This is a genomic window from Serratia sp. FS14, from assembly GCF_000695995.1.
Classification (GTDB): domain Bacteria; phylum Pseudomonadota; class Gammaproteobacteria; order Enterobacterales; family Enterobacteriaceae; genus Serratia; species Serratia nematodiphila.
The window spans coordinates 2791232-2804092 of record NZ_CP005927.1 but is presented as its reverse complement, the minus strand read 5'-3'; the positions used below and the strand labels follow the sequence as shown (position 1 = coordinate 2804092).

The window sequence follows — 12861 nt, the reverse complement described above, 5'->3', positions numbered from 1 at the left end:
GATTGCAACCATAACCAGGGATAAAGGAACGACCATGATCAAACAAACCGTCTGCGGGCTGCTGCTCGGCGCCGCCATCACCGGCCAGGCCGGCGCGGCCGACAAGCTGACGCTGGTGCTCGACTGGTACATCAACCCCGATCACGCGCCGATTATGGTGGCCGAGCAGATCGGCGCCTTCAAGGCCGCAGGGTTGGACGTCAAGATCGTGCCGCCGTCCGATCCGGCGCTGCCGCCGCGGCTGGTGGCCGCCAAACAGGCCGACCTCGCCATCACCTATCAACCGCAGCTGCACTTCTTCGCCGATCAGGGCCTGCCATTGATGCGCGTCGGCACGCTGATCAACACGCCGCTGAATACGGTGATCGCGCTGGATAAAAACATCACCTCGCCGGCGGATCTCAAAGGCAAAACGGTGGGTTACTCGGTCAGCGGCATCGAACAGGCGACGCTGGCCACCATGGTCGAACACGAGCATCTCAAACCGCAGGATATCAAGCTCATCAACGTCAACTTCCAGCTGACCAGCGCCCTGCTGGCGGGCCAGGTCGATGCGGTGATCGGCGGCTACCGCAACATCGAAGCGCTGGAGCTGAAGCTGCAGGGCAAAAAGCCTGTGGTGTTCAACGTCGAAGACTACGGCGTGCCGGCCTACGACGAGTTGATCATCGTCGCCAACCGCGATGCGGTGAACGAGCCGAAAATTCGCAAATTCCTCGCCGCGCTGAAGCAAGGCAGCGACTACCTGCACGCGCACCCGCAGGACACCTGGCTGGCGTTCGCCAAGGCGCACCCGGAGCTGAATACCGAGCTGAACAAACAGGCGTGGCAAGCCAGCCTGCCGCTGTTCGCCCGCGATCCGGCCAAGTTGGATCGGGCCCGCTACCAGGCTTACGAACAGTTCCTGTTCGACAATAAGCTGATCAAGAAAATCACCCCGGTAGACCAGTACGCGGTGGAGCTGAACTGATCACGCCGAGGCGGCGCATTCCGGTATAGGTTGCCCCACAACGCCCGATGAGCCTCACCGGGCGTTGTGGCAAATGCAACGAGTCACGCATCAGCAAGGCATGACGCTTATTCTCTCTTGCTCTGAGAGGAAGAGTCGGATGCGTTTTGCTTTATTCGAATTTCGATAACAGGGTTCATGACCTACTGTTGTTCACCCGAATAGCGCGTGAAACGGCGTTCAAAAATTCAGGGACATCCATTTTTGGCAACACCACCTCGATAAAGGCTAATTGCGGGCTGTCTGCCACTGCGCTCATGGCCTGTTGCAACTGCGCCGCTTCGGTAACACGCATCACCTGCACCGAATGTTCGCCCGCGAATGCCTGCAGCAAAAGCGTCCAATTCCACTGGGCAATATCATGGTAACGCTGCTCTGGCCTATGGATTGCCCGCTCAACGGTGTACCCCTCGTTATTCAATAAGAAGATGATGGGGTTCAAACCGTCACGCACCATCGCCCCCAACTCTTGCGCGGTAAACTGGGCGGAACCGTCGCCGATCAGCACCACCACTCGACGCCCAGGCTCAGCGGTTTGCACGCCCAAAGCGGCCGCCAACGTATAACCCACCGATGCCCACAGAGATTGGACAATAAATTTGCACCCCTGAGGCAATCTCAACGTCGCGGCGCCAAAACAGGCCGTTCCTTGATCTGCGAAGACAATATCTCCAGGCCGCAAGAAGCCCTGAATTTGCCGCCACAAGACATTCTGATCGAGACGCTCCTGTTCAAAACTCAGCGGCATCGGGCGGTTCATTCTGGGTGATTGCCACTGTTTCGCCAGCGGTAAACTCAGTTGGCGTAGTGCGCTAACGGCGACAGGCATGGGAACCTGGCTGAAAACTTGTTGCCCGACGCGCGCTTCAAACGGGTGAATACTGATGCATTTCTCCACGGGAAGGGAGTGACTAAACCCCGCCGTGACGATATCAGTGAACAGCACGCCGACGTTGATCACGATGTCCGCCTCTTCTACCCACTGTTTGACCTGCGGAGGGCTAGCCTCGCCGGCATAGGTGCCGATGAACTCGATGTGGGTTTCATCCGCCACACCTTTGCCTGACAATAGGACAGCATGCGGCACCTTAACCTCATCCATCCACAGCCTCAACGTTTCCGCGGCGTTGAAGCGTTCAGTCATGCCCCCCGCCAATACCGAAACCCGGCGCGCTGCTTGCAGTTTGTCGCCCGCCGCCGCAATAAACCCCTGTAATGAGGCTTCCGACAACTCTGCCTGACGCAATACCAGCGACAATGGCCGTGAGGCTAACGGTGTTTCCGCTACGTCACAGGGAAGCACCAGGTGCACCGGGCGGCGTTCAAACAACGCCGTCGTCAACAAACGATCGATTTCAGCTTCGGCATTGTCGGCAGTGAGACAGGCCTGCGCCACGGTCACTTCCTTCGCCATGCGGACAAAATGCCCGAAGTCGCCATCCCCCAGCGAATGATGAAGCAAGCAGCCAGCTTGCTGAACGCGCAGAGCCGGCGCACCGACCACATGGATCACCGGCACATATTCGGCATAGCTGCCGGCAATGCCGTTGACAGCGCTGAGCTCACCCACGCCGAAGGTTGTCAGCAATGCAGCCGCCGGCTTGCAGCGCGCGTAACCATCGGCAGCATAAGCCGCATTCAACTCGTTGGCGCAGCCTACCCAAGAGATCTGTCGATGAGCGCTCACATGATCGAGAAACTGCAAATTGTAATCACCCGGTACTCCAAATACATGGCGGATGCCGATCTGGGCCAAGCGATCGAGAAGGTAATCAGCTACGGTATAATTTTCAGCCATGGCAAGAACCTGCTTAAAAGTGAAAAGCGCTGAACGAGACCACAGTCAAAAGACTTCTTGTGTTGGGCGCAGAACGATTTCATTGATGTCCACATCGGCAGGTTGCTCAATTGCATAGGCAATGGCCCTTGCCACGGAATCAGCCGGGATAGCCTGCTGATAAAACGCCTGTATAAAATGGGCGCTCTCTGCGTCCGAGCTGCCGAACTTCAATTCTGAATCCACCGCGCCCGGACAAAGAGTTGTGGTTCGAATATGCGCACCGGCTTCATGACGCAGCCCCTCCGAAATCGCACGTACGGCAAATTTCGTCCCGCTATAAACGGTGCCGCCGGGGCTGAAAACTTTTATCCCGGCAACCGAAGCGATATTAATGAAATGCCCCTCATTTTGTTTTTCGAAAATCGGTAGCGCTGCGGCAATGCCGTACAACACCCCTTTAATATTGATGTCGATCATCCGCTCCCATTCATCAACTTTCGTCATATTCATCGGTGCGATAGCCATCAGCCCGGCATTGTTAATCAAGACGTCAATACGGCCAAATTGCATGACAGCGGTAGACATCAGGGCGCTCACCTCATCGCGTTGTGTAACATCGACCTGTAGCGCCAAGGCTTTGCCCCCTGCGGCAATGCATTCACTGGCCAACAGATCGAGACGTTCCTTACGGCGCGCCGCCAACACCACCGTCGCACCAAGAGAAGCCAGATGGCGGGCGGTGGCAGCCCCCAACCCACTGCTGGCTCCCGTAATAACAACCACCTTGCCAGAAACGTTCCCCATTTTTCCTCCTCATCGCCAAGCGAGAATGAATTTATCCATCATTTGTTGACTTCCACACCGTCTCAATAACCGGCACGGCAATACGCGCCAGATTAATGACAGGCGGGAAGTCAGCGTGATTATTAAACAGAGTCAGAGCAAAAAATGTTTATAGCAATAAAACTGTCAACTCCAGATACAATTAATCGATGACAGCTTCGACGATAGAGACATAACAGCCAGTATTGATGATACGATTCAGTTTTAAATCGGCGCCAGCCAGCAAGGCGCGCAACTTTTCTTCAGAGCGGGTTTGCCCGCCGTCAAAACTTGCCAGCAACAATAAATCAATTTCATTCCCCCCATGCCAGGCATTACCTTTCGGGATCACGGGTTCCATAATCAGCAGTTTTGAATTTTCGCGCATGGCATTACGACAAGAGCGTAATATCGTCATCGCCTGCTCATCAGGCCAGTCCATGGTGATGTATTTCAACAAATAAAAATCGGCCGTAGGGCAAGACTCAAAGAAACTGCCTGCCTGAGTTTGCCAGCGTGAATCATCGCCCAACTCCCACAGACGGTTTCGCGTCAAAACTTCGGGCCGATCAAAAAGAATGCCGTGCAGCGTGGGATTATGGCGTAAAACGTTCAGTAAAAGCCCGCCCATCCCCCCGGCAATATCCACCACCGTTGTATGTTCAGGGAAATTATAACCATTTATCAAGAATAGGTTTTCCACCGAAGACATCGAGGACATACCGGTATGAAAATCATACCCTTCTCTTTTATTTTTATCATTTGACCAATATTCATAGAAAGACATGCCGTATGCATTTTTAAAGGCAGAATCACAGCGTAGGCTGTCAACAAGATTACCCAGCGGTGACCAAAATGTTTCATCAGTCAGCATAAGCACCGCTGAACGCAGCGATTGAGGGGCATCCGAACAAAGAAACTCTGCAGCCGGCGTCAGTGAAAAACGCCCCCCTTCCACTTCTTCAAAGATTTGTCTCGATGCGAGCATACGCATGATGCGGTACAGCTTCTGCCCATCGACATTAACTTCTCGACCGAGTTCATTTGCCGATCTGGCGCCCGCCTTGAGATAATCCGCGATACCTAAAACCGTCGCGGCCCGCAACGCGGCCTGGTAGGTCATCCCCATTGATTGCTCCAGAAGGTGGACTGCCGCCGCATCACGCTCGGAAATACCATTACGATTATTTTCCATAAAATCATTTCCTCTTGTCATTTATCCACTAAAAAATCCAGAACGAAGCCATTAAAAAACTGAATTAATTACCATTTGAAAAAAATAAATTAAACACACCTGCAGCGTGGCCGATAGATAAAGCATGCCACGGCAGCACATTACCTTAATTAACAATAACCACTGGATAAAACAGCCATCCTCCCCGTCTGAAAAACGAGACAGGCATGGTAAAAAAATTATTCCTTTAGCTATACAGTTAGCATTTCAATTTTAGATCATCGCACCTCTTGAAATCATCAATAAAATAAAAACCCATTCATTACATTTTAAATAATTCAATTTAAAATAACCACACCAATAAAGAAGTTTTTAGTTTCAGATCAAATTCTGGTCGCTTTAAATAGAAAGTCAAGGATATTTATTTTTCTCAACACAACCAATTGATAAGCATAATTAAATAAAACACCAAAATACTATAAGCGCGAAGAGCATTCAGGCTGGCATATTATTTGTATTGATGTCATTAGTGGGGCCTTGCCTCTGACAGCCGCTACGGCTGGCCCCCTCAGTTTCGCTTTCGGTCGGTAAAAATACTCCGCCGCGCGGCGATTACGGTTTGCATCGCGACTGCGTTTTGAGCGAACCATCATTCAATCGCTCACGAACACAAGCCGCTGCTGCAGCTTACGTCACCTGATCACGCCGAGGCGGCCGGCGGCGCCACCGTCACCTCGCCCTGGCCGCTGCGCTGCAGGGCCGCCTTCACCAGCCCATTGGCCTTGCAGCGTTCGATAAACGCGTTCACGTAGGCGGCGCCCTGCGTGTTTTGCCGCGGCACCGCCATCGCCTGACGGATGGCGGTAAAATGTCCGTCCAGCACTCGGTAGCCGGGATGGGCGGCCGCGGCGGCCAACAGCGGTTGACGCACGCCGGCCGCCGCCTCCAGCCCCCGTTCGAAAAACAGCGCGATCGCCTCGGCGGAGGTTGCCGCCCGCACCAATTGCGCCTGCTGCAGCGTGCGCGATAAAAATAGATCGTACGCCGCCCCCTGCCCGACCGCGATGCGCACCTCCGGCCGGTCGAGCTGCGCCACCTCAGAGTAAGGCGCGTCGTTCGCCACCAGATAAGTCCCCTCAATGATCACGTAGGGTTCGCTGAAGGCGATTTGCGCCGCGCGCACCGGCTCGATAGCCATAAACGCCAGGTTCCAGGCGCCGCTGTCCAGATCGGCGAACACCTTGCCGGCCGCGTCATAGGTCACCAGCTCCAGCGCCACGCCCAGTTCGCGAGCCAGCGCGGCGGCCAGCTCCACCGAAGCGCCTTGCGGTTTGCCATCAGCCCCGGCCTGCGCCAGCACCGGATTGCCGTAGTTGATCGCCGCGCGCAACACGCCTTGCGGGGCCAGATCGTCGAGTACCGCTGCGGGGATTGTCTGCATACTTCCTCCTGAATGGCTGATAGGCGCACCGTCGCGGCGCTCATTAAGCGTAGAGCGAAACCTCCGACCAGCAAGCTTTCGCCGCCGCGGCCGCCGTCGGCGTGATTAACGTCACACTATTGTCATAAAAATGTACAATAGCCGCCGCTCGTCGGCCGTAGCGGGAGATCGCGCGTTGTTCCGCCGCCGGCAATAGGCTATACCCTTCACTTTTCGCGCCGCGGCACGCTCGGCGGCGCAAACCAGGGCAGCAACGTTTTTATTTCAATCAGACAAGGTTTGGCGGATGGTTTTAGCAGTCGTTTCGTTTGTTCTCTTTTTGGCGTCGATTTTGATTTATCGCACCCGGGCCGCCGCCAACCGCTGGTGGTTCGCCATTTTGCTGACGCTGCTCGGCAGCTATCTGGTGCTGAACGTCATCCTGATCGCCAGCAACTACTTCACCGGCGACGGCATCACCGATGCGGTGATCTACACCGTCACCAGCAGCCTCAAAGGCGCGGGCATCAGCAAATACGTGCTGCCGTTTATCGGCCTGCTGGCGGCGCTGGGGGTGATTTTCGCCGTGCTGGCCCGCAGCCTGCTGCGCCGCAAGGCCAAAGGCAGCAGCGTGGCCTACAGCGTCGTCGCCGTGCTGCTGGCGCTGTTTTCGGTCGGCACCACCCCGGCGTTTCAGGACATCTCGCTGCTGGTCAAGAGCCAGATCGTCGGCGATACCGCCGATTTCACCACCTACTACAAGGCGCCGAAAAAGACCGTGCAGGGCAAACGGCCGAACCTGGTGTACATCTATGCCGAGAGTCTGGAGCGCACCTACTTCGATACCGAGCTGTTTCCCGGCCTGGCCGACGAGCTGAACGCCCTGCGCACGGACAGCATCGATTTCAGCAATACCCAGCAATTGCCGGGCACCGGTTACACCATCGCCGGCATGGTCGCCTCGCAGTGCGGCATTCCGCTGTTCGCGCCCTTCGACGGCAACGCCTCCAGCGCGGTCTCCACCTTCTACCCGGAGAACGTCTGCCTGGGCGACGTGCTGAAGGCCGCCGGCTACAGCAACTATTTCTATCAGGGCGCCGAGCTGGCGTTCGCCGGTAAAGACACCTTCCTGAAATCCCACGGCTTCGACCACGTTTACGGCTTCAAAGAGCTGCGCGATCAGGTCGCCGATCCGAGCTACAAAAATGACTGGGGCTGGTACGACGACAGCGTGCTGGACGTGGTGTACGGCAAGTTCGTCGAGCTGTCCAAACAGCGCCAGCCGTTCTCGCTGTTCACCCTGACCGTCGATACCCATCACCCGGACGGCTTTATCTCCGCCGGCTGCAGCAAGAAAAGCTACGCCTGGCAGAACAAGGAAAACCGCTCGCTGAGCGCGGTAGCCTGCAGCCAGCAACACATCGCCGCGCTGATCGACAAGATCAAACGCTCGCCCTATTTCAGCAATACCGTGATCGTGGTCTCCTCCGATCATCTGGCGATGAACAACACCGCCTACGACATCCTGACCAAACAGAAGCGCCGCAACCTGTTCTTCATCATCGACGGCACCCGGCCGCTGGCGGAACAGCGTAACGAGAAGCGCAGCACGCTGGACAACGGCGCCACGGTGCTGGACGTGATGGGCGGCGACAACTACATCGGCCTTGGCCGCAGCAGCCTGTCGGCGCCGTCGCTGTCCACGGTGTTCCTGAACATCGAAGAGAAGATCAACGGCTGGAAACCGGCGGTGATCAATCAGTGGGGCCTGCCGAACCGCATCAGCGACTACAGCGTGGATACGCGCCAACGCAGCTTCAGCTTCTCCGGCGTCACCTACAAGGTGCCGTTCATCCTGCGGGTGGGTGACAACCGCATCGAACCGATGTTCAACGTCTACCTCTCCACCCCACTGCGCAAGCAGCTGGCCGGGCTTGGGGCGGGGGAGAAATTCGTCTGGGTCGATAAATGCTACGAGATCGGCCGGGTCTGGGCGCCGCAGCTGGCGCTGAGCACCGACATCTGCGTGGCCTCGGGCACCCTGGCCTCGCCGCCGCAGATCGCGCAGGCCAGCGGTGAACGCTTCAACGGCAAGGTGAACTTCTCCGGCCCGGCGGCGGACAGCGTCGCCGATTATCAAAACGCCGTCGCCCGCCTGCAGGTGGACGACGCGGCGGTGAAATACCGGGCGGACGCCATCGAGTTCATGCTGCCCGGCATGCCGGAACAGGTGAAAGCCATCACCGGCGTCTCCGCCGTCGAGGAATGGGGCCGCTGGTCCGACGCCAATCTGGCGCCGGCGGTCGACATCGATTACGTCGATCCGCTGCCGAAGCGCTTCGATCTGGTGCTGCGCGCCCGCGCCTACGGCAACAACGTCGGCGAACCGATTTCGGTGCGCGTCGGCGACGAAGAGCGCTTCGTGTCGCTCGGTGAACAGGACAGCACCGTCACCCTGCGCTTCGACAACCCGCGCGGCGCGCAGAAGATCAGCATTACTCCGCCGGCGCCGACCGAGCCGAAAGAGAGCGCCAGCGGCGGCTTCACGCCGAAGAAGCTGGGCATCGGCCTGGTGTCGCTGAAGGTCGAAGCGGCCGCTCCCGCCTCCTGATCCCCCGCCTTCACGGGCGCGGTATTTTCTTTGCCGCGCCCGTCATTTCGACCAAGCTTTTACGCCCTTCTTCGGCTAACCTGTGACGGTAAAACGCCGCAACCCCGCCACAGAGCCGGGACATCCAAGGAGAAAGTATGAGCTATGCCCCACCTCGCAGCGGCCTCAGCGCCGATCAGGCACTCGATCAACTGGAAGCCCTGTATGACGCCGCGGTAGACGCGCTGCGGCAGGCGGTCAGTGACTTTATCAGCCACGGCACGCTGCCGGATGCACAAGCGCGCGCCGCCGGGCTGTTCGTGTATCCCGAACTGCGCGTCAGCTGGGACGGGCAGCAATCCGGCCCGAGCAAAACCCGCGCCTTCGGTCGCTTTACCCATCCCGGCAGCTACAGCACCACCGTGACCCGGCCGCAGCTGTTCCGCCACTATCTGGCCGAACAGCTGTCGATGCTGGAACACGATTACGCCGCCCATATCGAAGTGGCGCCGTCGCAGCAGGAGATCCCGTTCCCTTATGTCATCGACGGTTCCAGCCTGGCGCTTGATCGCTCAATGAGCGCCGGCATCGCGCAGCATTTCCCCACCACCGAGCTGGCGCAGATCGGTGACGAAACCGCCGACGGCCTGTACCACGCCACCGACAATCATTTCCCGCTGTCGCATTTCGATGCGCTGCGCGCGGATTTCTCGCTGGCGCGCCTGCGGCACTACACCGGCACGCCGGTGGAACATTTTCAACCGTTTGTGCTGTTCACCAACTACACCCGCTATGTGGACGAGTTCGTGCGCTGGGCCTGCGCCCAGATCGCCGATCCGGCCAGCCCGTACATCGCGCTCTCCAGCGCCGGCGGCACCTACATCACGCCGGAAACCAGCGCCCCGGAGCAGGCGGTGTCCGATCTGGCGTGGAAAAACCACCAGATGCCGGCCTATCATCTGATCTCGCGCACCGGCCAGGGCATCACGCTGATCAACATCGGCGTCGGCCCATCCAACGCCAAGACCATCTGCGATCACCTGGCGGTGCTGCGCCCGAGCGCCTGGCTGATGATCGGCCACTGCGGCGGCCTGCGCGAAAGCCAGGCGATCGGCGACTATGTGCTGGCCCACGCCTATCTGCGCGACGATCACGTGCTGGACGCGGTGCTGCCGCCGGATATCCCGATCCCGAGCATCGCCGAGGTGCAGCGCGCCCTGTATGACGCCACCAAGATGGTCAGCGGCATGCCCGGTGAAGAGGTCAAACAGCGTTTGCGCACCGGCACCGTCGTCACCACCGACGATCGCAACTGGGAGCTGCGCTACTCCGCTTCGGCGCGCCGCTTCAATCTCAGCCGCGCGGTGGCGGTCGACATGGAGAGCGCCACCATCGCCGCTCAGGGTTATCGCTTCCGGGTGCCGTACGGCACGCTGCTGTGCGTCTCCGACAAACCGCTGCACGGCGAGATCAAACTGCCGGGCCAGGCCAACCGCTTCTACGAAGGGGCGATCTCCGAGCACCTGCAGATCGGCATCTGCGCCATCGATTTGTTGCGCGCCGAGGGCGATCGCCTGCACTCGCGCAAGCTGCGCACCTTCAACGAACCGCCGTTCCGCTAACGGTGCCAGGCCCGCTGCGGCGGGCCGTTTTTTCCTCAACGCACCAGCGCCAGCGCGCGCTTCTCCTGGCTGCGGCCGCCGGCGATCGACAGCAACAGGTCTTTCACCAGCAGCGCCGGGGCAGACAGCCCCTGTTGGCTGGACATGCACAATGACAGCGGCACCGACATCGTCGGCGCATTGATGCGCGCCATCCAGGCCTTGGCCGGGCCGATCATCGCGCGCGCCACCGATTCCGGCAGCACGGTCGCCCCCAACCCGCTGGCGATCGCGGCGCTCAGCGCGCCCGAGGATTCGATCTCCCCCACCACGTTGGCAGCCAGCTTGCGCAGCGCCATCGCCTCCTCCAACTGGTTGCGCACCGCATCGCCCTCGCGCGGCAGGAACAGGTTCAGTCGCGCCACGTCCAGCAGCTCGACGCTGTTGCCGGGATGCGGCACCGCGCGCGTCGCCACCAGATAAAGATCTTCCCGCATCAATGCGATGGCGTGCAGCCCGGCGGGCATTTTGGCGCCGTAGACCATCGCCATGTCCAGCGTCTGGTTAGCCACCTGCCCGGCCAACGCCGCGCCGCCGTTTTCATGCAGGCTGAGCAGGATGCCCGGCTGCTGATCGCGCAGGGTCTGCAACAGCGGCAGCGCCAGCTGCGCCGCAGTGCTGCCCGACGCCAGCCCGAGAGACACCTGGCCGCTCATCGCCTGCCCGACGCTGTTGACCGCGCTCTGCGCCTGTTCGCACTGGCGCAGAATGGTTTGCGCGTGGGCATACAGAATGTTGCCGGCCTCGGTCGGCTGCACCCCGCGCTTGGTGCGGATCAGCAGCTGCTGCTTCAGCTCCCCTTCCAGCGTCGCCAGCTGCTGGCTGAGCGCCGGTTGGGCGATATGCAACACCTCCGCCGCCTGGGTCAGGCTGCCGATATCGACGATTTTCACGAAGTACTTCAGACGTCTGAAATTCATAGTGCCTCCAGCGAGCCGCTAAATTGAGAATGCCGAAATCCGGTCATGCAATCACAGCAAGATCCAGGCCAGAGTCGGTAAACGGCCGTGGAAGCGGGGTACAAGGCGGTAAATGGCCGTTCGCCAGGCGGCGCGCGCCACCGCGCAGGGCAACCGTTGCACCATCGGCAGGCAAATGCGCCACACAACGGGCCATTCGGCGGCGCTGCGCGCGGGATAAGCGACAAAAGCGAGAAAAAGCAGCAGGTTGGGCAATCTTGCAGCAAACGAACACACCGGGCGCTTTCACGCTTTACAAGCCGCAACCACCCCGCTATTATTCGCCCCGTTCACACGATTCCTCTGTAGTTCAGTCGGTAGAACGGCGGACTGTTAATCCGTATGTCACTGGTTCGAGTCCAGTCAGAGGAGCCATATTTAGAGAAGCCCGCTCAGGGAAACCCGAGCGGGCTTTTTGCTTTTCAGCCGCCGTCAAAAGCTGCGTTTCGCCACCAGATAGGCGCCCGCTACCAGCAATAAGGCGCCGAACAGCGCCGGCAGATTCTCGCGCAGCGCCGCCGGGCCGGCGCGGTAGACGTCCGCCAACAGCCCCATGCACAGCTGGCTGGCGACCAGGATCGAAATGGTGGCCGCCGCCCCCAGCTTCTGGTAACCCAGAATGCCGGCGAACACGAACAGCGATCCCAACAGCCCCGGCAACAGCATCCACCACCTGGCGGCGCCGGTCACTTCCGCCACCGCGCCGAGGCCGTTTTTGGCCAGCAGCAACCCCACCAGCAACAACAAACCGACGCTGGAGTTGATCACCAGCGTAATGAGGATGGTCGAAACGCTTTCGGTAATGCGCACCATCAGCAGATTCTGCACCACCAGCCCCATTCCCGCCGCGATCAGCAGTAACAGCATATTCATCGCCCTGTCTCCCGGGATCAGCGCGCGGGCGGCGTCGCCCGCTCGTCGAGCCTCAGCTGCAGGAAGGTCAGATCCAGCCATTGGCCGAATTTGGCGCCCACTTGTTCCATGCGCCCCACGTCGCGAAACCCCAGCGCCAGATGCAGCTTAATCGAGGCCTGATTGCCGGATTCGATGCCGGCCACCATCACGTGCTTGCCGATTTCCCGCGCCCGTGCGATCAGCGCCAGCAGCAACGCCTTGCCAATCCCTGCGCCACGATGCGCCTGATGGACATACACCGAATGTTCCACGGTATGGCGATAACCATCCCAGGCGCGCCAGTCGCCGAACGACGCGTAGCCGATCGCCTCGTCCGCGGCGTTCACCGCCACCAGCACCGGGTAGCCCGCCGCCTGCCGCTCGCCGATCCACGCCGCGCGGTTGGCCGCATCCACGGTTTGTTCATTCCAGATTGCGGTGCTGTTCAACACCGCGTCGTTATAGATAGCGGCAATCGCCGCGCTATCGTTGAGCGTCGCATTTCGTATAATCATGGTTTACCCCGGCCAATTGTCCACTATAATACTACGA

10 protein-coding genes and 1 tRNA gene are annotated in these 12861 nt (G+C 59.2%); 4 read left to right on the top strand and 7 right to left on the bottom strand.

Translation table 11 applies throughout. The features are described from left to right. Positions 1 to 34 precede the first annotated feature (34 nt). Positions 35 to 970: an ABC transporter substrate-binding protein gene (locus L085_RS12735; RefSeq protein WP_044030898.1), complete on the top strand. Its 936-nt coding sequence runs from the start codon at positions 35 to 37 to the stop codon at positions 968 to 970. A 175-nt stretch (positions 971 to 1145) separates the two neighbouring features. On the opposite strand, the gene L085_RS12730 is transcribed toward L085_RS12735, so the two are convergent. The 4 genes from L085_RS12730 to L085_RS12715 all read right to left on the bottom strand — a co-directional run bounded on the left by L085_RS12730 (position 1146) and on the right by L085_RS12715 (position 6226). Further along, complete coding sequence (locus L085_RS12730) at positions 1146 to 2807, bottom strand: thiamine pyrophosphate-binding protein (protein WP_044030897.1); 1662 nt, start codon at positions 2805 to 2807, stop codon at positions 1146 to 1148. 45 nt (positions 2808 to 2852) lie between these two features. Further along, positions 2853 to 3593 (bottom strand): SDR family oxidoreductase, encoded by a 741-nt coding sequence (locus L085_RS12725; protein WP_044030896.1) that lies wholly within the window; start codon positions 3591 to 3593, stop codon positions 2853 to 2855. A 181-nt stretch (positions 3594 to 3774) separates the two neighbouring features. Continuing rightward, positions 3775 to 4806: a methyltransferase gene (locus tag L085_RS12720; RefSeq protein ID WP_044030895.1), complete on the bottom strand. Its 1032-nt coding sequence runs from the start codon at positions 4804 to 4806 to the stop codon at positions 3775 to 3777. A 679-nt stretch (positions 4807 to 5485) separates the two neighbouring features. Further along, positions 5486 to 6226 carry a transporter substrate-binding domain-containing protein gene (locus tag L085_RS12715; protein WP_004935461.1) on the bottom strand — a complete coding sequence of 247 codons (741 nt, stop codon included), beginning with the start codon at positions 6224 to 6226 and terminating at the stop codon, positions 5486 to 5488. A gap of 286 nt (positions 6227 to 6512) precedes the next feature. Between L085_RS12715 and opgB the strand changes: the two genes are divergently transcribed. After that, positions 6513 to 8816: a phosphatidylglycerol--membrane-oligosaccharide glycerophosphotransferase gene (opgB, locus tag L085_RS12710; RefSeq protein WP_044030894.1), complete on the top strand. Its 2304-nt coding sequence runs from the start codon at positions 6513 to 6515 to the stop codon at positions 8814 to 8816. Between the two features lie 137 nt (positions 8817 to 8953). Next, positions 8954 to 10417, top strand: coding sequence for an AMP nucleosidase (locus L085_RS12705; RefSeq protein ID WP_044030893.1), 1464 nt, complete (start codon positions 8954 to 8956; stop codon positions 10415 to 10417). A gap of 35 nt (positions 10418 to 10452) precedes the next feature. Here L085_RS12705 and nac read toward each other — a convergent pair whose 3' ends face one another. Next, positions 10453 to 11376, bottom strand: a complete 924-nt coding sequence (gene nac / locus L085_RS12700) for a nitrogen assimilation transcriptional regulator NAC (RefSeq protein WP_044030892.1) — start codon at positions 11374 to 11376, stop codon at positions 10453 to 10455. 338 nt (positions 11377 to 11714) lie between these two features. On the opposite strand from nac, the gene L085_RS12695 reads away from it, so the two are divergent. Beyond that, positions 11715 to 11790: transfer RNA gene (locus L085_RS12695), tRNA-Asn, on the top strand. 57 nt (positions 11791 to 11847) lie between these two features. Here the strand turns inward: L085_RS12695 and L085_RS12690 are convergent. Both L085_RS12690 and L085_RS12685 read right to left on the bottom strand, forming a co-directional pair. After that, on the bottom strand, positions 11848 to 12288 hold the full coding sequence (locus L085_RS12690; RefSeq protein ID WP_044030891.1) for a DMT family transporter: 441 nt from the start codon (positions 12286 to 12288) through the stop codon (positions 11848 to 11850). A gap of 17 nt (positions 12289 to 12305) precedes the next feature. Next, the gene (locus L085_RS12685; protein ID WP_033632640.1) at positions 12306 to 12824 is read right to left on the bottom strand and encodes a GNAT family N-acetyltransferase; all 519 of its coding nucleotides are present in this window, start codon (positions 12822 to 12824) and stop codon (positions 12306 to 12308) included. Positions 12825 to 12861: the final 37 nt, after the last annotated feature.